Here is a 19,950-nt window from a genome sequence, read left to right as displayed (position 1 = left end):
CGCGCCCACCGAGCCTTAAGCCGGCTCTCAGCCGGAAGCCTTGCAGGCGGCTTCAGCCGCACTCAGGCGACTTCCAGTCGCAACCCCAACCTACCGGCTTTCAGCCGGTAGTCGTTTAGCTTTTAGCTTTTAGCTTTTAGCTCCCAGCTCCCAGCTCCCAGCTGCGGCGTCGGTGGTAGGATGCTCGCACTACGCAGCAGAGGGGTTCGCGTGCAGAGTGAAGCGTCGCAGGAAGCGCGGCTGGCCTGGCTGGCGCTGGTGTTGTCTCCGGGGATGGGACCGACGCGATGTGCTCGCGTGATGGCGCAGCTGGGGGCTGCGGAGCGGCTGTTTGCGCTGGCGCTGACCGAGCTTGAGGGCACGGGGATGCCGGTCGAGGCGGCTCATTTTGTCTTCGATGGGCGGGCTCGGAAGGCGGCGATGGAGGAGGCTGCGCGCACAGCGGATGCTGGGGCGGTGTGGATCACGCGGGACGAGGCTGACTATCCGGCAGGGCTGCTGGAGATCTACGATCCGCCGCCGGTTTTGTGGGTGCGTGGACGCGTGGCGCGGCTGAATCGTCCGGGGATTGCGGTGGTTGGGACTCGGCAGCCGAGCACTTATGGTGCGGCGATGGCGGAGTCGCTGAGCCGGGACCTGGCGGCGCGCGGGATGACGATCTTCAGTGGCATGGCTCGGGGTGTCGATACGGCGGCGCACAAGGGTGCGCTGGCAGGGGGCGGGATCACGGTCGCGGTGTGGGGCACGGGCATCGACGTGATTTACCCAAAGGAGAACAAGCGGCTGGCGGAGCAGATCGTGGAGCAGGGCGGAGCGCTGGTGAGCGAGTTTCCGCTGGGGACGTTTCCGGCGCCGCAGAACTTTCCGATCCGGAATCGGACGCTGAGCGGGATGAGCTCGGGGGTGCTGGTGGTGGAGGCGGGGGAGTACTCGGGGACGAGAATTACGGCGCGGTGTGCGCTGGAACAGGGGCGGGATGTTTACGCGGTGCCGGGCAATGTGACAACCAAGAATGCCTGGGGGCCGAACACGCTGATCAAGCAGGGGGCGAAGCTAACTGCAACATGGGAGGACGTTTGGGAGGATCTGCCATCGCAGGTGCGGCTGGCGCTGGAGGACGAGATGGCGGAACGGCTGGGCATTGCCTCGGGTGGCGATGAATCGTCTGCTGGGACGACCGCATCTTTATTCGACGAAAGCCGACAGGCTGGATTCGACGAAAGCGGACAGGCTGGTTCCGAGGTCCGAAGGGCGAGTTCGCGGTCGGGTTTTGTGGAGCGGGGAGCGATGCCGCTGGGCGAGCATGAGCGGCTGGTTCTGGAGCAGCTTCGGGCGGATGAATCGCTGCAGCTGGATGAATTAATAGAGCGGCTGGAATCGAAGGTGAGCTCGGGCGAGATCTTCACGGCGCTGTTTGAGCTGGAGCTGGCGGGCCGGGTGCGGTCCATGCCGGGCAAGAACTACGTGCGCTGCCTGTAGTCAGGGGCGGTCTGATTGGCACGATGATTCCCCTCAGCGGCTAAAGCCGCGTTGCAAACGCTCTACTTATGGCGGGACTGAAGTCCCGCCCTGACAAAACGTGGAGCTTGTCCAGAGGCTCCTGAGGGAGTTATTCCAAGGACATTTGCACAGGCTGCAAAGAGGCCGAACGGCCCAATTCCGGCTGCCAGAGTCCAACACACGCGTGGGATTGAGTCGTCTCCAGAGTGGGGCGATTGGTGCTGGAGATTGAGCGGGACGGCGGATCGAAGTTTGACTTCGCCTCCGCGACTCGTGATAGGTTGCATTGGAATGAGCGCGGACGGGGCATCCCGGAGAGCGTCTGTATTAAAGGTGTAGGCAATGGGCAAGAACCTGGTGATCGTGGAGTCGCCCGCGAAGGCGAAGACGATCGGAAAATATCTCGGCAGCGACTATGTGGTGGAGGCCTCGATTGGGCACATCATGGACCTGCCCAAGAACGATATTGGTGTGGAGTTGAAGCATCGGACGTTTGAGCCGACGCTGATCGTGTCGCCCGGCAAGGAGAAGGTGGTGGACCGGCTGAAGAAGCTGGCGGCCAAGAGCGACAAGGTGTTTCTGGCGCCCGATCCCGATCGCGAAGGCGAGGCGATTGCGGCCCATCTGCGGATGCAGCTGCTTCCTTCGATGAAGGACAAGAAGAACATCCGCCGCGTAACGTTCAACGAGATCACGAAGAAGGCAGTGCGTGCGGCGTTCGAGCACACCCGCGAGGTGGACGAGAACCTGGTGGATGCGCAGCAGACGCGGCGCGTGCTGGATCGCCTGGTGGGCTACCAGATTTCTCCGCTGCTGTGGGACAAGGTGAAGCGCGGTTTGAGCGCCGGACGGGTGCAGACCGTTGCGCTGCGGTTAATTGTGGAGCGCGAGCGGGAGATTAATAGCTTCCCGACGACGGAGTACTGGAACATCGACGCGACGCTGACGCCGAAGGGCGATGGCAACGAGTTTGTGGCGCGGTTGATCGGTATCAACGGCGAGCCGCTGCGCGTAGCCGACAAGGCTGCGAAGGACGAGAAGGGTAAGTGGATCGCGAACGCGCTGCCGGACAAGGCGGCGGTGGATGCGGCGCTGTGGGACCTCGAGGCTGCGGCGTATCGCGTGGTCTCGATCGAGAAGAAGGAGCGGCGGCAGAACCCGCGGGCTCCGTTCACGACCAGCCAGCTGCAGCAGCAGGCCGCGGGACGGCTGGGGTTCAACGTGCGCCGGACGATGGGCGTGGCGCAGCGGCTGTATGAGGGCATCGAGATCGGCAGCGAAGGTACGGTGGGTCTGATCACCTACATGCGTACCGACTCGACCCGGATGAGCCCGGACGCGGTGCGCGAGATTCGCGAGTATGTGGGCAAGAGCTTCGGCGGGAAGTATTTGCCGGAGAAGGAGAACACGTACAAGTCGAAGAAGGATGCGCAGGATGCGCACGAGGCGATTCGCCCGACGAGCGTGGCGTTCACGCCGGACAGCATTCGGCGGTATCTCTCGGATGAGCAGTACCGGTTGTACCGGTTGATCTGGGAGCGGGCGGTGACGAGCCAGATGACGCCCGCGGTGTTCGACCAGACGACGGTGGAGATCGAGGGCAAGGCGAACGGCAAGACGTACGACTTGCGCACGACAGGCAGCATTCTGAAGTTCGACGGCTTCCTGCGCTTTGAAGAGGCGGCGAAGAAGGCGAAGGCGACTCGGGACTCGAAGACGGTGGCCGCGGAAGAGAAGAAGGAAGCTGCTCAGTCGACCGAGGGTGAGTCCGCTGCCGATGCGGCGAAGGATGCGACGAGTGAAGAGGGCTCGGCGGATCGCCGGCTGCCGGAGCTGAGCGAAGGTCAGCCGCTGACGAAGACCAAGCTGGATGCGCAGCAGAAGTCGACCCAGCCGCCGCCGCGGTACAACGAGGCGTCGCTGGTAAAGGCGCTGGAGGAGCGGGGCATTGGCCGGCCGTCGACGTACGCGTCGATCATCAACACGATCCAGGACCGCGACTATGTGAAGAAGATCGCGCAGAAGCTGGTGCCGACGGAGATTGGCATGGTCGTGACGGACCTGCTGGTGGAGAACTTTCCGTACATCTTCGAGGTCGGGTACACGGCACAGCTGGAGAACGAGCTGGACAACGTGGCCGACGGTAAGGAGAAGTGGACGGAGCTGCTGCGCGGGTTCTATGGGCACTTCGAGCAGGAGCTCAAGGTCGCCGAGAAGGACATGCGCGACATCAAGGCGATGGAAGAGGAGACGACGGAGGTCTGCGAGAAGTGCGGATCGCCGCTGCTGCTGAAGTGGGGCAAGTTCGGGAGCTTCTACTCGTGCGTGAACTACACGAACGAGAAGCCGATGTCGGTGAGCGCGGCTGCGTGGAAGAAGGATGAGCACGAGGTGCTCAAGAAGGTTGCGACGAAGTTTGGCCATGCGGCGCTGAAGGTCGTAGGTACCGATGCGGAAGGCGCGGTGCGGTCGGTCGAGACCAAGACGCGGGACCCGAAGGAACTGGCCGCTGCGCTGAAGCTGGCAGTGAAGGACTGGAAGAAGGTGCAGGTCGAGCCCGTGAGCTGCGACTTCACCAAGGAGAACTTTGCGGCGAAGCCGGATCTGGTGACGGCGGAAGGCCAGGAAGAAGCGGAAGAGGAGTACTGCGATAACTGCGGCCGCGTAATGGTGTTGCGCAATGGGCCGTGGGGTCCGTTTATGGCGTGTCCGGGGTACAACGAAGATCCGCCGTGCAAGACGATCCGCAAACTGACGCAGAAGGTGCAGTCGAAGCCTCCGGTGCAGCTGGAGGAGCCTTGCCCGAAGTGCGGCAAGCCTCTGCTGCAGCGCGATGGGCAGTACGGTGAGTTCATTGCGTGCTCGGGCTATCCGAAGTGCAAGTACGTGAAGCAGGATCTGCTGGACGTGCCTTGCCCGAAGTGTGGTGGAGAGATCGCGGTGCGGAAGAACCGGCGTGGGGACATTTTCTACGGCTGCACGCGGTATCCGAAGTGCGACTTCACCAGCAACCAGAAGCTGGTGAGCGAAACGTGCCCGAAGTGCGAGTCGGCCTACCTGGTGGAGTATGCCAACAGCGAGGGGACGTTCCTGGTGTGCCCGAACAACCGCGAGATGCTGCCCAAGCGGCGCAGCCGCAAGGGCGACGAGGCGGAAGCGAACCTTCCGCCGGAGTGTGGGTACTCGAAGCTGGTTGGGCCGCCGAAGGCGAAGGAGAAGCCTGCGGAGTTGAAGCGGCCAGATGCGGACAAGACGCGTCCGGTGGTGGAAGCGGTGGCTTGATTGGCCGCTGGCGTGGAACGGACACAGCCTGCCCAAGCGGCAGGCTGTGTCGTCTCCCGTTCGGAGAAATCGTGATGAAGATCACGGGAAGTCTACAAGCTTCTGTAGGGACACGGGCGGGGACTTCCCATTTCCAGTAGGTTTGTGGCATACTTAGGGCAAGCCGCTGGGCAAAACCCGGCTCCGGCTTGTACCAGGATGTCAGCACCGCGGCTGACGCCATCAACTTATTGGAGAGATGGAAGGGGAGAATGGCCAAAGCAATTTGGAATGGACAGACACTGGCTGAGAGCGATCAGATTCAGACCGTTGAGGGGAACGTCTTCTTTCCGGAAGAGGCTGTAAACAGGGTATTTCTTCGGCCCAGCTCCACCAGCTCGACCCACCCGATGAAGGGTCTGGCTCGCTACTACACTCTGCTGGTCGACGGCCAGGAGAATCCCGATGCGGCGTGGTACTACCCGGATCCCAAGCCGGGCGCTCGCAAGGTAAAGCACCATGTCGCCTTTTGGCGCGGTGTGGAGATCGTCACGACGTAGGGCCCCGCAAGTTTCTGGATCTAAAGCAAAAAACGCCCCGAGTCCGGGGCGTTTTCCTTTTGCGCTGAAGGTGTTATTGAGCGAGCGACAGAACGATCTTGCCGAAGTGGGAGCCGGCCTGCATGTGCTCGAAGGCGGCGCGGTAGTCGGCGAGCGGGAAGACGCGGTCGATGACGGGCTGGATGTGGTTGGCTTCGATGGCGGCGAGCATGCGCTCGAACATGCCTCGGCTGCCGACGTAGATGCCGTTTAGGCGGATGGATTTGGCGACGATCGGGGTGGGGTCGATAGTGGATCCCTTGCCGGTGAGGACGCCGATGAGGGCGACGTTGCCGCCGGGGGTGACGGCCTTGAGCGATTGCGGCAGGGTGCCGGCGCCGCCGACTTCAACGACATGGTCCACGCCGCGCTTGCCGGTGAGGCGGAAGACTTTCGCGTCCCAGGCTGGAGTGGAGCGGTAGTTGATGGTGGCAGACGCTCCCATCGCCGTGGCGCGGGCGAGTTTTTCGTCGGAGGAGCTGGTGGCGATGACGCGCGCTCCCATGGCCGAGGCGAACTGCATGGCGAAGAGCGAGACGCCTCCGGTGCCGAGGGTGAGGACGGTCTGGCCGGCGTAGAGGCCGCCGCGCTCGATGAGGGCGTTCCAGGCGGTGAGGGCGGCGCAGGGGAGCGTGGCGGCCTGCTCGTACGTCAGCGAGTCGGGGATGCGGATGAGACCGCGCTCGGGGAGGATGCGCTCGGTGGCGAAGACGCCGTCGATGGGCCCGCCGAGGGCGGACTTGCCGGTGCTGGGCTGGATGGGGCCGTCCTGCCAGTCCTGGAAGAAGAGCGAGGCGACGCGGGCGCCGGGCTTGAGGGAGGTGACGGCGGAACCGGTGGCGAGGACCTCGCCGGCAGCGTCGGAGCCGGGGATGCGCGGCATCTCGAGCTTGGGGTTGTACTCGCCGCGGACGACCATGAGGTCGCGGTAGTTGAGCGAGGCGGCGTGGAAGCGGACGTGGACGTCGTTAGGGCCGAGGATGGGAAGGACGATGTCTACGAGCTTGAGGTTGTCGAGACCGAAGGCGGAGAGGCGAAGGGCTTGGGGCATTGAGCGGACTCCTACTCCGCGATTATCCCCCTTGGGGCGTCAGGGTTGTGCGTTGGGCGGAAGGTAGCGCTGCCACTCGGAGGACTCGGCGACGCGCTTGATGATCGCGTTGCGTTCGCGGAGGAGGCCGAGCATGTAGCGACGCAGGAAGAGATGCTCGGCGAGCGGGCCGAGGATTGGGAGTGGAGCTGCGATGCGGAAGATGTCCTTCATCTCGGTGAGAGTGGGCGAGAGGGAGCGGAAGATGTGGTCGGCCTGCATGAACTGGAAGATGCCTTCGACCATGGTGACCTGAAAGTAGGTGGGAGCATCGAGCGCGGTGGTCTCACTGGTGAGGTTTTGCCAGATGCCGAAGTGCTTTGCGCGCCAGGTAACGCGCTGGTGGAGGCCGACGAGCCCGGTGATGACGCCGTCCGTGGCGAGAGCCTGCTCACCGGAGTGGATGTTGGAGAGGAGGTGCACCTCGACACTGCGGGAGAGGTCAAAGCAGCGCTCGATGGGGGCGTGGATGAGGGTGGTCTCTTCGATGTGGATCATGGCGCCTCCGGCGTGCGTCGTCCATTTTTTTGAACGTGTTCAAATAGTAGGGTTGATGTTGTACGGAGTCAAGATGCGTCCATGCGGCTAGCGAAAGTCGCATTGGCAACCCAGTCAACGATCTGGATCGAATGTGGCAAGGAGGCTATGCTGAACACCTATGCATGTGAACTGGCTGGTTGTCGGCGTTGGGGACATTACGCGGAAGCGGGTGATCCCTGCGATTTTGGGTGAGCCCCGCAGCGTTCTTGCGGGCGTAGTGACGCGCGACGTGAGCAAGGCGGCGGCGTATCCGGGAGTGGCGGCGTGGACGACGCTGGACGCTGCGCTGGCGGCGGATTCGTTACTGCCGAGCTTCGATGCGGTGTACATCGCGACGCCGGTGGCGATGCATGCGGAGCAGGCGATCGCCGCGTTGGATGCGGGCAAGCATGTGCTGTGCGAGAAGCCGGTGGCGATGAATTTCGCGGAGGCGCAGGCTATCGTCGCCGCTGCCGATCGCAGCGGGAAGCTGTTTGGCGTGAGTTACTATCGGCGGCTTTATCCGAAGCTGGCGCGAGCGAAGGAGCTCATTGCCGAGGGTGTGATTGGCAAGCCGGTGTTTGCTGAGGGGATCTATCACGGCTGGTTGGAGAGCGAGGAGCGTGGCTGGCTGCGCGATCCTAAGATGGCTGGCGGCGGCCCGCTGTACGACGTGGCTTCGCATCGGATCGATGCGTTGAACTTTCTCTTCGGCAAGCCAGAGCGGGCGGTGGGGATGCGGTCGAATGCGCTGCACGAGCTGGCGGTGGAGGATTCGGCGACGGCGGTGATCGGGTACGCCGCTGGCGTACACGCCGTAGTTGATGCGCGATGGAACTCGCGGGTACCACGGGATGAGTTTCGTATCGTCGGTGTGGAGGGTGAGTTGAACCTGACGCCGCTGAATGGGCCGACGCTGCGCTGGCCGGGCGGCGAAGAGACGCTACCCACGGCGGAGAATACGCATCTGCCATTGATTGCAGATTTTGTCGCGGCGGTTTTGGAGGGAAAGCCGCTGGTTGCTCCGGGGCGTGAGGCGATCTGGACGGACTGGGTGACGGAGCAGGTGATGAAGAAAGCGTGAGGCGCTTCCGGTGTGTCGCGCCGTTGGCGCTCAGATCATTTCCGGGCTCGAACACTTGCCGCGGCGCGATCATCCTGCGAACCCACATCTCAGAATCGAGATGTGGGGCACCCGACTTGCGCCGGCGGGAGAGTCGTCAGGCGCGTTGGGCGTTGAGCATCAGGAAGTCCATGGGCCAGCCGGGATCGACCCCGGCCTGTCGCACCAGTGTGGCTAACTGTGCGTAGTGACGGATGCCGTGCATGAGCATGTGGATGAGGATGTCGCGGCGTGTGGAACGCAGGCGGCCCATGGTGATGGTCTGGAACTCGAGGGGCTCGATCCAGGGATATGAGTCATCGGTGAGCAGCGGTTGGATGAGCGCCATTGCCTGGGTATGTGCGGCGAAGATCTCATTTGTTGTCGAGCAGGGAATTGCGCTGTAGTCGGTCTCCGGTTGCGATGCGAGGCGCTCGGCATAGCGGAGTTCTACGGCGACGATATGCTGCAGCACGCGGTTGACTTTCTCGGAGCTGCGGATGTCCGTAGGCAGCTCGAGCAACTCAGGATGCTGGTTGATCAGGTCCATCCAGCGTGCGTGGGTGGTCTCGTTCCAGAGAACGAGTTCGTCAACAGGAAGATTCAACATTGGATTTGTCCTTGGTGAAGATGAACCGCGAAGGTCAGGTCGCAGCTGCCTCGACGAGGGGCGTTACCGCGGCGAGGTTTTTTAGCAAGTCCGCGGGGATGCTGTGGCGCGAAGCAAGATATTCGGGCGTGTTGATCGCGAGGTAACTGTTGCCGTCGGCAGCTTCCCAGGCGAGTGCCTTGAGTGGGAGGTCGATTGCGCTGGTGGGCGCGGCTAACATCACCGGCGTGCCGGCTTTGGGATTGCCGAAGATGAGTACGGCGCAGGGTGGCATGTGGAGGCCCGCTTCGGCGGCGAGCTGGCTGTGTTCGATGCGTGCGAAGATGCGGACGCCATGCTGCTCGAGTGCGGCGGCGAGGCGGTCGAGGGTTTCTTTGGGAGGGTAGTGGCTCGGGATCGTGAGTAGACCATTGTCCTGAATGGGTGTCATGCAATGTTCTCCTGCAACGCGGCGGATCGGACCATCTTCGTTGTGAGGCACCTGATGCGGGCAAAAGAACAAAGAGACGCGATCGAGTTTCGAGCCGGGAGCTTTAGGTCGTGAGCTTGTTCGTCGCGGATCTTTGAATCAGACGCCAGCTGCGAGTTTGCCAGATGCCAGCGTGGTGTTAAGCGGGAACCCGGGTCCGAGAATCCGGACCCGGGCACGCGCGCATTGCTGTGATTATGCCTTAACGACGGTGCCGTTCTCGACCTTGACGGGATCGAGGAAGGGCATGGCCTTGCGGAGCTCGGCGCCGACCTTTTCGATGGGGTGGTTGCGGTCCTGCTGGCGGAAGGCTTCGAACTCCTTGCGGCCGTTGTTCTGGTCGTCGATGAAGCGCTTCGCGAACGCGCCGGAGCGGATGTCATCGAGCAGGCTGACCATCGCCTTCTTGGTGTCGGCCGTGACGATGCGGGGACCAGCGACGTAGTCGCCCCACTCGGCGGTGTCGGAGATGGAGTGACGCATGTACTCGAGGCCGCCGCGATACATGAGGTCGACGATGAGCTTGAGTTCATGCAGGACCTCGAAGTAAGCGAGCTCGGGTTGATAGCCAGCCTCGGTGAGGACCTCGAAGCCGCACTTGACGAGGGCTGCGGTTCCGCCGCAGAGGACAGCCTGCTCGCCGAAGAGATCGGTTTCGGTCTCTTCGGTGAAGGTGGTTTCGAGCACGCCGGCGCGTGTGCAGCCGATGCCCTTGGCGTAGGAGAGTGCGTTGGCGAGAGCCTTGCCGCTGGCATCCTGCTCGACCGCAACGAGGCCCGGGACGCCGCCACCTTCGGTGAAGACCTCACGTACGCGATGGCCGGGGGACTTGGGAGCGACGAGTGAGACGTCGACCGTCGACGGAGGGGTGATGGTGCGGAAGCGGATGTTGAAGCCGTGCGCGAACATCAGCGTCTTGGGCTCGCCATCCGAGCCTTTGAAGGCGAGCGCAGGTGCGATCTCTTCGTAGACCTTGGCGGCGGTCTGGTCGGGAACGAGCACCATGATGGTGTCGGCCCACTGCGCGGCGTCGGCCACGGAGACGACTTCGAGGCCGGCGTTCTCAGCCTTCTTGGCGTTGGCGGAGCCGGGGCGAAGGCCAACCTTGACCTGCACGCCTGAGTCCTTGAGGTTGAGCGCGTGGGCGTGGCCCTGGGAGCCATAGCCGATGATGGCCACTTTTTTGGATTGGATGAGGGAGAGGTCTGCGTCTTGATCGTGATACGTCTTTGCCATGTTCGCTTCGTCTTCTTTCTTCTGGGTTGAATCTATTGTCTCGTCCGCGCTGCCTGGTGGTAAAGGCGGCGGCTAGTCGAATTCGGTGGGGAGCTTGTCGTCGTCGGGCAGGGCATCGGGATCGAGGTCGAGGAGATCGGGACCTTCGTCGTTGAGATCGCGAGCGTCGGCCTTGGTGCCGAGGGCCTTGAGCACGCGGCTGGTGTGCATGCCGCGGCGCATGGCCATGCGACCGGTGCGGGAGACCTCGAGGACTTCGTAGCCGGTCTCGCGCAGGACTTGCAGGAGGCCTTCGATCTTGGAGGCGGAGCCGGTCATCTCGAGCATGATGGACTCAGGCGCGAGGTCGACGACGCGGGCGCGAAAGACGGTGGCGAGCTCGAAGATTTGCGAGCGTGAGTGCACACCGTGCGGATGGTTGGGGCCGGCGGCGACCTTGATGAGGCAGAGTTCGCGCACGACGGCTTCGGCGCGATTGACCTCATCGACGTCGATGGTGGTTTCGAGCTTATAGAGCGATGCGCGGATGCGGTGGGCGGCGTTCTCCGGCGCTTCGCAGACGATGGTCATGCGCGAGGCGTCGGGGCGTTCGCTTTCGCCGACGGTGAGCGAGACGATGTTGATGCTGAGGCGGCGAAAGAGAGAGGCAACGCGCGTGAGCACGCCGGGCTTATCGTCAACGAGGGCTACGAAGGTATGCAGCATAGAGACAGGGTCCAGGGGTTAGGGATTAGGGATTAGAAAAGCCGATGGTGCTCAGGGCTGGTTCGAGTCCCACAGTTCGGTTTGGTGGTTTTCGTCGTGGACGAGGGCGCCTATGGTGTGGTCTTTGTCATGGAAGCCGCCGAGGGTGAACTCGCCGGCGACGTGGTAGGACGCGCCGCAGGGGAGCGGCCCCTTGGTGAACTTTTCGCTGGCGCACTTTGCGCCGCGATAGATGTGGAACCACTCGATAGGATCGCGGGCATCGACGAGCTTTTGTGAGATATGGAGCTTGTCGAAGGTGTGGGCTTGCGCGGCATCGCGCAGTTGCCAGACGATGGCTTCGATCTGATCGTCGGTGGAGTTTTCAGGCGCGACGAGGGTGATGCCCATGGCGTCCTGATGGAAGACTTTGAAGGCGGGCGGTGCGATGGTGGGGCGCGCGGGGTAGCTGACGGTGGGCTTCGTGGGCATTGCAGGCTTGTTTGCTGCCGGAGGCGCGGAGCTGCAACCAGCAATGATCATCGTTGCGAGGGCGAGTGATGTGATCGCGAGTTGGTGATGTAAGCGAGTCATGCGTTAGAGAGTGATGCCATAGAGAACGTGACGGCGGCAGGCGCCTTCGGGGACGAGAGGATGATCGAAGTCGAGCTCGGGACGGTGGGTCATACCGAGCTTGATCATGACGTGGCGTGAGGGCTGGTTGGCGGGGATAGTGATCGCGACGACCTCGTGTAATGTGCCGAGGCCGCGGAGATGATCCATGATCGCCTGTGCGCCTTCGGTGGCGAGTCCTTTGCCGTGCGCGCTGGCGGCGAGGCGCCAGCCTACTTCGACGGCGGGCTGTGCGAGGCCGGGCACGGCGATGCGCATGACTTGTGCGCCGAGTACGCCGAGTAACTCGCCGGTGGCGCGGTCCTCGGTGGCGAATAGGGTGAAGCCATCGCGGGCGAGTTGCATGTTGTAGCGATCCATCGCGTCGCGGGTCTCTTGTTCACTAAAGGGCGCGTGGAAGTAGCGCATGACCACCGGGTCGGTGTTGATGGCGTGGAACGGCGCGAAGTCGCGCGGCTCCCAGGGGCGGAGGAGTAGGCGATCGGTGGCGAGTTGGAGGGTGGTGGGCAATGGGAGGCGCCTACTCGTCTTCCGCTGTTTCGAGGAGGGGGTCGTGTTTGGCTTGTGGGCGGCGAACCATCTCATGCAGGGCTGCGCCGGGGGCGATCATGGGGTAGACGCCGTCTTCTTTTTCTACGGCGAAGTTGATGAGGAAAGGTTTGCCGCTGGTGCGGGATTTGGTCACGGTGGGAGTTACTTCGGCGCGGGTGCTGACGCTGGTGGCGGCGATGCCGTGCGCGTTGGCGAGCATGACGAAGTCGGGCGAAAGGATGGGCGAGGCAGAGTAGTTCTTGTCGTAGAAGGTCTCCTGCCATTGGCGGACCATGCCGAGGAAGCCGTTGTTGATGATGGCGATGTTGATGGCGAGCTGCTCCTGCACGATGGTGGAGAGCTCGGAGGCGGTCATCTGGAAGCCGCCGTCGCCGGCGATGACCCAGACGTCCTTCTCGGGGCAGGCCATCTGTGCGCCGATGGCGGCGGGCAGAGCGAAGCCCATGGTGCCGAGGCCGCCGGAGGTGACGAGCGAGCGGGGCGACTCGTGCTTGAAGTATTGCGCCTCCCACATCTGGTGCTGGCCTACGTCGGTGACGATGATGGTCTGTTCGAGACGGCCTGCGGCCTGGGCCTCGCGCCAGATGTCGTGGATGACGTGGGCGGCGTAGAGGTGGCCGTTGTCGGGCAGGTTGATGATGTCGCGCACCGCGGCGTTGCCCTTGCTGGCGTTGATCTCCTTGATCCAGGCGATGTGGTCGGCTTTGAGTTCGCCGATCTCGGCGGTCATGAGCGGGAAGAGGAGGTTGAGGACTTCCTTGAGGTCGCCGATGAGGGCGACGTCGGCGCGTACGTTCTTGTTGATCTCGCTGGGGTCGATCTCAACGTGGATCTTCTTTGAGTTGGGCGAGTAGTGCGCGAGGTTGCCGGTGACGCGGTCGTCGAAGCGCATGCCGAAGGCGAGCAGGAGGTCGGCCTGCTGGATGGCGTTGTTGACCCAGCTCTCACCGTGCATGCCCATCATGCCGAGCGAGAGCGGATGGCCGGCGGGGATGGCTCCGAGGCCAAGCAGTGTGCTGGCGATGGGAATTTGGAGTGACTCTGCAAACTCGATGACTTCGCGCTCGGCGCCACTTTCGATGATGCCGTGGCCCGCGAGGATGACGGGCCGCTTGGCGGCCTTCACGAGTGCGAGTGCGTCGCGGATGGAGGTGTCCTCGGCGCTGAGCATGGGGTGGGGGCGATAGGGTTTGGGCTTGCACATCTCGAAGTCGAAGACAGCGGAGGCTTGCTGCGCGTCCTTGGTGATGTCGACGAGGACTGGCCCAGGGCGACCACTGCGAGCGATCTGAAAGGCGAGACGCACGGTGGGCGCAATGTCCTCGGCCTTGGTGACGAGGAAGTTGTGCTTGGTGATGGGCAGCGTGATGCCGGTGATGTCGACTTCCTGGAAGGCATCGGAGCCGAGCACCTTGGAGGAGACCTGGCCGGTGATGGCGACCATGGGGATGCTGTCGAGCATGGCGGTGGCGAGGCCGGTGACGAGGTTGGTGGCGCCGGGGCCGCTGGTGGCCATGCAGACGCCGACCTTGCCCGAGGCGCGCGCGTAGCCATCGGCCATGTGAGAGGCGCCTTGTTCATGGCGCACGAGTACATGGTGGATGGTGGGAAACTTGCGCAGCGCGTCGTAGATGGGCAGGATGGCTCCGCCGGGATAGCCGAAGACGGTGGTGGCGCCTTCGCCTGCGAGCGTGGCCCAGAGGATCTCGGAGCCGGTGAGGGTGGGGTGTTGGTTCGAGTTCGTCATGGTATTCCTCCGAGGGTGTCGGATAGCTTGATGTGCTCGGTCGGACTGCTGACGTTGATTACCCGTCGACGGCCTGGTTCAGATCGAAGTTGGCGATGGCTTCTTCGAGGGTGGCGTAGACCTTCGCGTGTGGACTTTCGAGCTCGGTGAACACCTTGTGCCGAAGCGTGACGTCTTCCATGTGCTCGCTCATGAAGTTCCAGTTGCGATGCACTGCGGCGTAAGGGCAGACGAAGCCGCCGTCAGGAATGCGTTCGAAGCACTCGAAGATGTAGAAGTGACCATCGTTCGTGGCTCTCCACACGCGGATTTCTTTGAAGCTGGTTTGATTGAATGTCATCGATCGCTTTCCCTAACTGGTGATGGCGCCGAGCGATGCGCTGGAGACCGTGTTCGCATACTTGGCGAAGACACCACGTTTGAAGCGTGGCTCGGGGGCTTTGAAGTCTTTTAGGCGTGCGGCTAGTTCTTCGTCGGAGATGTTGAGTGTGAGCTTGCGGTTGGGGATGTCGAAGGTGATGGTGTCGCCTTCGTGCACGGCGGCGATAGGGCCGCCCATGAAGGCTTCTGGGGCGACGTGGCCGGCCATGAGGCCGCGGGTGGCTCCGGAGAAGCGGCCATCGGTGAGCAGGGCGACGGAGTCGCTCAACTCTGGAATGCCCTTGATGGCGGCGGTGACGGCGAGCATCTCTCGCATGCCGGGGCCGCCTTTGGGGCCTTCGTAGCGGATGACGCAGACGTCGCCGGGGTTGATCTTGCCGTCGTTCACCGCGGCGAAGCAGAGGTCTTCGCTACCGAAGACGCGAGCGGTGCCGGTGTGGTGGATGCGCTCGTGGCCGGCGACCTTGACGACGCAGCCATCGGGCGCGAGGTTACCGCGCAGGATGACGAGGCCGCCGGTGGGCTTGAGGGGCTTCTCCCAGGTGTGGATGACGGGCTGGTTGGGTGTTTCGACGGCGTGTGCGGCTTCTTCGAAGAGCGTCTTGCCCGTGACGGTGGGAATGTTGTGCAGCGAGCCTCGGTCCATCAGGCGTTTGGCGAGCACGCGGGAGCCGCCGGCTTCCTGGTAGTCCTTGGCGTTGTACTTGCCACCGGGGGAGAGGTCGCAGATGAAGGGTGTGCGCTCGGAGATCTGGTCGAAGTCTTCCATCGAGAGCGGGATGTTGAGCTCGTGCGCGATGGCGATGAGATGGAGGACGGCGTTGGTGGAACCGCCTGAAGCGCAGACGGCGGTGATGGCGTTCTCGAGGGCTTCGCGGGTGAGGATGTCGCGGGGCTTGATCTGCTTGCGGGCTAACTCCATGACGAGCTTGCCGGCTTCGCGCGACGCGTGGTGTTTCTCGGGACTCATGGCGGGGACACCGGTGATCTCGATGGGCGAGATGCCGAGGAACTCGCCGGCCATGGCCATGGTGTTGGCGGTGAACTGGCCGCCGCAGGCTCCGGGGCCGGGGCAGGCTGCGGCTTCGACGGCTTCGAGTTGATCGTCGGTGATGCGGCCGGCGGAGTGCGAGCCGATGGCTTCGAAGACGTTGAGGATGGTGATTTCTTTGCTGGAGCCGTCGGCCTGCGGCAGTTTGCCGGGCATGATGGAGCCGCCGTAGAGCATGAGCCCCGGGATGTTGAGGCGCGCGAGCGCCATGATGGCGGCGGGCATGTTCTTGTCGCAGCCGGCGATGCAGACGAGGCCGTCGAAGGAGTTACCGCGAGTTACTAACTCGATCGAGTCGGCGATGACTTCGCGCGAGATCAGTGAGGCCTTCATGCCCTCGGTGCCCATGGTGATGCCGTCGGAGATGGTGACGGTGTTGAACTCCATGGGCGTGCCACCGGCTTCGCGGATGCCTTGCTTGACAGCCTCGGCGACCTGGCGGAGGTGGAAGTTGCAGGGGCCGATCTCGGTCCAGGTGTTGGCGATGCCGATGATGGGCTTGTGCAGGTCTTCTTTGCTGAAACCGACGCCGCGGAGGTAGGAGCGGGCAGCGGCGCGCGAGGGGCCTTCGGTGAGGGCGATGGAGTTGGTTTTGCCTGCGGGGATGTTGCTCACTGCGGAGTTTCCTTCCAATGCTTGCGTTGATAGGGCGCTAAAACGGGGAGTGGGCGACAGAGTGATTCTTTGGAGGAGTGGTGGATGTCAGGACATCGAAGTCGTTGATCAGCGCGGCGACGGTGTCGTCGAGGTTGTGGTCGCGATTCTTCTGGAGGAGGGCGTAGTTGCTGCGCTCGGTGAGGGACCACAGGATGATGTGGTGCTGAGGCTCGATCATGAGGACGCGAAACTGGCGGGGCGCGTTGGCGCTGGATGGTCCGTTAACGCCGGCACCGAGCGAGAATTCATAGTGCAGCTCGAGGACCAGGTCGGCCTGGTTGGGGTCGGTGACGAGATCGAAGCGCTTGAGGCCGACGAGGCCGGCGTAGAAGTCGTTGTAAGCGCGCAGGCAGTCAGCGTTTTCCTGATCGCCTGCATTGCCGAGGAAGAGCTTGTGCGCGGTGGCGAGAGCGGCGGGCAGGGGCGAGCTCGGTGGCGTTTGTGCGGCGCACGAAGCGGCGCCGAGCAGCGCGAGGGTGCAGAACGAAGTTGTTTTGCTGAGGGGGTTGCGCATCGTGTGGTACCTCAGCGGCTAAAGCCGCGGCTCTTGTGGTGGTTGAATGTCACGGCTGGAGCCGTGACCTGCCGGTCCTGCTGGTCTTATATGTCGGGCCTTCAGCCCTCTGATTCCTTCTCATGTCTGATCTAGGGCTTCGCCCTAGGCTGATATATGTCGCGCCGTTGGCGCTGGATGCTGCCGCGAGTAGCGAGAAGCAGATTCCCTTCGGGAATGACAACAAGAAACGCAATGGCAACACCAAAGGCGAATACAGGGGTTCCTCGGCTGCGCGTCGGAATGACGGTGAAAGCGGTTATGCGGCTTTGTCGGACTTGGGGCTGAGCCAGAACTCTTCGTTGTGTTTCTCTTCAAACTTGTCGAGGTCGGACTCGTGGCGGAGGGTGAGGCCGATGTCGTCGAGGCCGTTCAGGAGGCAGTATTTGCGGAAGGGATCGATCTCGAAGGTGGCATGGAAACCGTCGTTGTCGGTGACGGTCTGGGCTTCGAGGTTGATCGTTAGCTGATGCTTGGGATTCGCGGTGCACTTCTGGATGAGCGTCTCGGTCTCTTCTTCGGTGAGGCGGACGAGGATGATGCCGTTCTTGCCGGCGTTGGAGAAGAAGATGTCGGCGAAGGAGGGCGCGATGACGGCGAGGAAGCCGTACTGGTTGATGGCCCAGGCGGCGTGCTCGCGGGAGCTGCCGCAGCCGAAGTTCTTTTCGGCGATGAGGATCTGCGAGCCCTTGTACTCAGGCTTGTTGAGGACGAAGTCTTTCTTCTCCTCAACGTGGTCGGGGATGTCGAGCTCGTAGCGCCAGTCGTAAAACAAGAAGTCGCCGTAGCCGGTGCGCTCGATGCGCTTGAGGAACTGCTTGGGGATGATCTGGTCGGTGTCGATGTTGGGCAGCGGGAGGGGGACGGCGGTGGAGGTGAGGATGTTGATGGGGATCATAGAGGCTAGCTCCTGGCTGTTAGCTTCTAGCTGCTAGCTAGAGGCTGATTCGTGGCGGCGAAAACGGCGCGGGACTGCCGAAGGATGAGCTAATAGCTAGAAGCTAGGAGCTAACAGCTGTCTCTTCAAACTTCCAGTTGCGGACGTCGGTGAGGTGGCCGGTTACGGCTGCTGCGGCGGCCATCTCGGGGGAGAGGAGGTGGGTGCGGCCTCCGCGCCCTTGTCTACCCTCGAAGTTTCTGTTGGAGGTAGACGCGCAGCGTTCGCCTGGCTGCAGGATGTCGGGGTTCATGCCGAGGCACATGGAGCAGCCGGGTTCGCGCCACTCGAAGCCTGCGGACTTGAAGACGAGGTCGAGGCCTTCTTCCTCGGCCTGCGCCTTGACGGCTTGCGAGCCGGGGACGACCATCGCGCGGACGGTGGTGGCGACCTTGTGGCCCTTGACGACAGTAGCGGCGGCGCGGAGGTCTTCGATGCGCCCGTTGGTGCAGGAGCCGATGAAGACGGTGTCGATGGCAACCTCTTCCATGGGCATGCCAGGAGTGAGCGCCATATACTCGTAGGCTCGCTCGAAGCCTTTGCGATCGGCGTCGTCCTTGGCGTCGGTGAGCACGGGGACGGTGCCGTCGATGGTGGTGACCATGCCGGGGGAGGTGCCCCAGGTGACGGAGGGTGCGAGCTTCGTGGCGTCGATGGTGAGTTCGCGATCGAAGGTTGCGCCTTCGTCGGTGACGAGGGCTTGCCATTGTTCGACGGCCAGGTTCCATGCGGCTTCGTCCGTGCAGTTGTACGTTCTACGTTCTGCGTTGTACGTGGAGCCCAGCGAGAAGCGGCGGCCTTTGAGGTAGGCGTAGGTTTTTTCGTCGGGAGCGATCATGCCGGCTCGGGCGCCGGCTTCGATGCTCATGTTGCAGATGGTCATGCGGCCCTCCATCGAGAGGGCGCGAATGGCGGAGCCTGCGTATTCGACGGCGTAACCGGTGGCTCCGGCGGTGCCGATGCGGCCGATGATGTCGAGGATGATGTCCTTGGCGGTGACGCCGTAGGGCAGGTCGCCTTCGATATTAATGCGGAAGGTTTTGGGCTTGGATTGCGGGAGCGTTTGGGTGGCCATGACGTGCTCGACTTCGGAGGTGCCGATGCCGAAGGCGAGTGCGCCGAACGCGCCGTGGGTGCTGGTGTGCGAGTCGCCGCAGACGATGGTCATGCCGGGCTTGGTGGCTCCGAGTTCGGGTCCGATCATGTGGACGATGCCTTGCGAGCGATCCTGCACGTCGAAGAACTCGATGCCGAACTCAGCGCAGTTCTTGCGAAGGGCGTTGACTTGGGCGGCGGCGATCTGGTCGACGATGTGGAGGCGCGCTTCGACCGAGGACGTGGGGACGTTGTGGTCGACCGTGGCGATGTGGCGTGCGGGATTGCGCAGCTTGCGGCCGGCGAGACGGAGGCCGTCGAAGGCCTGGGGCGACGTGACTTCGTGCACGAGCTGGAGGTCGATGTAGAGGATCGTGGGCTCGCCTTCGGGGGAGACGACGACGTGGTTGTCCCAGACTTTTTCGAACATCGTGCGGGGCTTGAGAGATTGCGGGTTGTCGATAGTAGCCATGTTTGGTTGCTCGTGTTCTGTACAGCGATGAGGTCTTCAGCTATGAGCTAAGAGGTAGAGCTTCCGTCGGGAGGTTGCGGAGGAAGCGTGTTGGCTCCGGCGTTAGCGGGATCGACGGGTTGTGCGGAGCCGTCGGGTGCTACGAGTACGGCGCGGTTGATGTGGGGCACGAGGCGATGGTTCATCGCGAGGCGGGCGTCCCAGTGGGAGATGGCGTTGCGCAGTGCGAGCGGGAGGGAATCGGCGGAGAGGTCGCGGCTGGCGAAGAGCCAGAGCGTGTAATCAGCGGCGGCGGAGTCGGTGGTGTGGTTCTGGGCGGACCAGGTGACGCCGGCGAAGACGATGAGTGGGGTCTTGAGGCCGAGGTCGGCCCAGAGCATGCCGTGGGCGGGACAGAAGTCGGGGACGCAGCCGTCGATGGAGATAAAGCGGTTGGCATCGGAGGTGACTTCGCCGTTGGCGGTGAGGAAGAGCGGGATGACCTGGGCCAGTGCGGGGGGCTGTGTGATGTCGGAGTTCCACATGGCCTGCGGCTGCTTGAAGGTGGACTCGAGCAGGGCCTTGAAGCGGGCGTCGTAGCGGAGGGCGGTGGGATCGCCGGAGGGTGCGGGCTTGGCGTACTTCCACATCCACTGCAGGTCGTTGAGCGGGGCCTGATCGTAGTGGTGGGCGGGGTTGCGCGGTGGTTGCGCGATGAGGTGGTTGGGGTCTTCGATCTGCGCGTGGGCGCACGTCGCTGCCGTGCTCAGGAGAGCGAGGGCGGCGGCGAGTTGGAGTGAGGTGCGCATTGGGAGTGAATAGT

At 63.1% G+C, this 19,950-nt stretch carries 19 protein-coding genes; 4 read left to right on the top strand and 15 right to left on the bottom strand.

Translation table 11 applies throughout. The features are described from left to right. The first annotated feature begins 180 nt into the window (after positions 1-180). The 3 genes from dprA (at position 181) to AC5E6W_RS00665 (ending at position 5,321) form a co-directional block, all read left to right on the top strand. Positions 181-1,479, top strand: a complete 1,299-nt coding sequence (dprA, locus tag AC5E6W_RS00675; RefSeq protein ID WP_491750324.1) for a DNA-processing protein DprA — start codon at positions 181-183, stop codon at positions 1,477-1,479. A 363-nt stretch (positions 1,480-1,842) separates the two neighbouring features. Next, on the top strand, positions 1,843-4,782 hold the full coding sequence (gene topA, locus AC5E6W_RS00670) for a type I DNA topoisomerase (protein WP_491750323.1): 2,940 nt from the start codon (positions 1,843-1,845) through the stop codon (positions 4,780-4,782). A 251-nt stretch (positions 4,783-5,033) separates the two neighbouring features. Further along, positions 5,034-5,321, top strand: a complete 288-nt coding sequence (locus AC5E6W_RS00665) for a DUF427 domain-containing protein (RefSeq protein WP_491750322.1) — start codon at positions 5,034-5,036, stop codon at positions 5,319-5,321. 73 nt (positions 5,322-5,394) lie between these two features. On the opposite strand, the gene AC5E6W_RS00660 is transcribed toward AC5E6W_RS00665, so the two are convergent. Both AC5E6W_RS00660 and AC5E6W_RS00655 read right to left on the bottom strand, forming a co-directional pair. Then, positions 5,395-6,411 carry a zinc-dependent alcohol dehydrogenase family protein gene (locus AC5E6W_RS00660; protein ID WP_491750321.1) on the bottom strand — a complete coding sequence of 339 codons (1,017 nt, stop codon included), beginning with the start codon at positions 6,409-6,411 and terminating at the stop codon, positions 5,395-5,397. 39 nt (positions 6,412-6,450) lie between these two features. Then, complete coding sequence (locus AC5E6W_RS00655; RefSeq protein ID WP_491750320.1) at positions 6,451-6,948, bottom strand: SRPBCC family protein; 498 nt, start codon at positions 6,946-6,948, stop codon at positions 6,451-6,453. 160 nt (positions 6,949-7,108) lie between these two features. Here AC5E6W_RS00655 and AC5E6W_RS00650 point away from each other — a divergent pair, with 160 nt between their 5' ends. Further along, positions 7,109-8,053, top strand: a complete 945-nt coding sequence (locus tag AC5E6W_RS00650) for a Gfo/Idh/MocA family protein (RefSeq protein WP_491750319.1) — start codon at positions 7,109-7,111, stop codon at positions 8,051-8,053. 136 nt (positions 8,054-8,189) lie between these two features. On the opposite strand, the gene AC5E6W_RS00645 is transcribed toward AC5E6W_RS00650, so the two are convergent. The 13 genes from AC5E6W_RS00645 to AC5E6W_RS00585 all read right to left on the bottom strand — a co-directional run bounded on the left by AC5E6W_RS00645 (position 8,190) and on the right by AC5E6W_RS00585 (position 19,936). After that, positions 8,190-8,681, bottom strand: coding sequence for a DinB family protein (locus tag AC5E6W_RS00645; RefSeq protein ID WP_491750318.1), 492 nt, complete (start codon positions 8,679-8,681; stop codon positions 8,190-8,192). A gap of 34 nt (positions 8,682-8,715) precedes the next feature. Next, positions 8,716-9,111 carry a DUF302 domain-containing protein gene (locus tag AC5E6W_RS00640; RefSeq protein ID WP_491750317.1) on the bottom strand — a complete coding sequence of 132 codons (396 nt, stop codon included), beginning with the start codon at positions 9,109-9,111 and terminating at the stop codon, positions 8,716-8,718. A 234-nt stretch (positions 9,112-9,345) separates the two neighbouring features. Further along, positions 9,346-10,386 carry a ketol-acid reductoisomerase gene (gene ilvC / locus AC5E6W_RS00635; RefSeq protein WP_491750316.1) on the bottom strand — a complete coding sequence of 347 codons (1,041 nt, stop codon included), beginning with the start codon at positions 10,384-10,386 and terminating at the stop codon, positions 9,346-9,348. Positions 10,387-10,458: 72 nt separating this feature from the next. After that, on the bottom strand, positions 10,459-11,091 hold the full coding sequence (gene ilvN / locus AC5E6W_RS00630; protein WP_491750315.1) for an acetolactate synthase small subunit: 633 nt from the start codon (positions 11,089-11,091) through the stop codon (positions 10,459-10,461). A 51-nt stretch (positions 11,092-11,142) separates the two neighbouring features. Next, positions 11,143-11,562: a hypothetical protein gene (locus AC5E6W_RS00625; RefSeq protein ID WP_491750314.1), complete on the bottom strand. Its 420-nt coding sequence runs from the start codon at positions 11,560-11,562 to the stop codon at positions 11,143-11,145. Positions 11,563-11,667: 105 nt separating this feature from the next. Next, positions 11,668-12,213, bottom strand: coding sequence for a GNAT family N-acetyltransferase (locus AC5E6W_RS00620; RefSeq protein ID WP_491750313.1), 546 nt, complete (start codon positions 12,211-12,213; stop codon positions 11,668-11,670). Positions 12,214-12,223: 10 nt separating this feature from the next. After that, complete coding sequence (ilvB, locus tag AC5E6W_RS00615) at positions 12,224-14,002, bottom strand: biosynthetic-type acetolactate synthase large subunit (RefSeq protein ID WP_491750312.1); 1,779 nt, start codon at positions 14,000-14,002, stop codon at positions 12,224-12,226. 58 nt (positions 14,003-14,060) lie between these two features. After that, positions 14,061-14,342: a hypothetical protein gene (locus tag AC5E6W_RS00610; RefSeq protein WP_491750311.1), complete on the bottom strand. Its 282-nt coding sequence runs from the start codon at positions 14,340-14,342 to the stop codon at positions 14,061-14,063. A 12-nt stretch (positions 14,343-14,354) separates the two neighbouring features. Further along, entirely contained in the window at positions 14,355-16,049 is a 1,695-nt protein-coding gene (ilvD, locus tag AC5E6W_RS00605) for a dihydroxy-acid dehydratase (protein ID WP_491750310.1), read from the bottom strand. A gap of 37 nt (positions 16,050-16,086) precedes the next feature. Next, on the bottom strand, positions 16,087-16,605 hold the full coding sequence (locus AC5E6W_RS00600) for a hypothetical protein (protein ID WP_491750309.1): 519 nt from the start codon (positions 16,603-16,605) through the stop codon (positions 16,087-16,089). A 298-nt stretch (positions 16,606-16,903) separates the two neighbouring features. After that, positions 16,904-17,542 carry a 3-isopropylmalate dehydratase small subunit gene (gene leuD, locus AC5E6W_RS00595; RefSeq protein ID WP_491750308.1) on the bottom strand — a complete coding sequence of 213 codons (639 nt, stop codon included), beginning with the start codon at positions 17,540-17,542 and terminating at the stop codon, positions 16,904-16,906. Between the two features lie 103 nt (positions 17,543-17,645). Next, positions 17,646-19,148 carry a 3-isopropylmalate dehydratase large subunit gene (leuC, locus tag AC5E6W_RS00590; protein ID WP_491750307.1) on the bottom strand — a complete coding sequence of 501 codons (1,503 nt, stop codon included), beginning with the start codon at positions 19,146-19,148 and terminating at the stop codon, positions 17,646-17,648. Positions 19,149-19,195: 47 nt separating this feature from the next. After that, positions 19,196-19,936 carry a hypothetical protein gene (locus AC5E6W_RS00585; protein ID WP_491750306.1) on the bottom strand — a complete coding sequence of 247 codons (741 nt, stop codon included), beginning with the start codon at positions 19,934-19,936 and terminating at the stop codon, positions 19,196-19,198. Between the last annotated feature and the right edge of the window lie 14 nt (positions 19,937-19,950).

The organism is Bryocella sp. (genome assembly GCF_058498515.1).
Note: the sequence above shows the minus strand (reverse complement) of the source record. Positions and strands in the feature narration are given on the sequence as shown.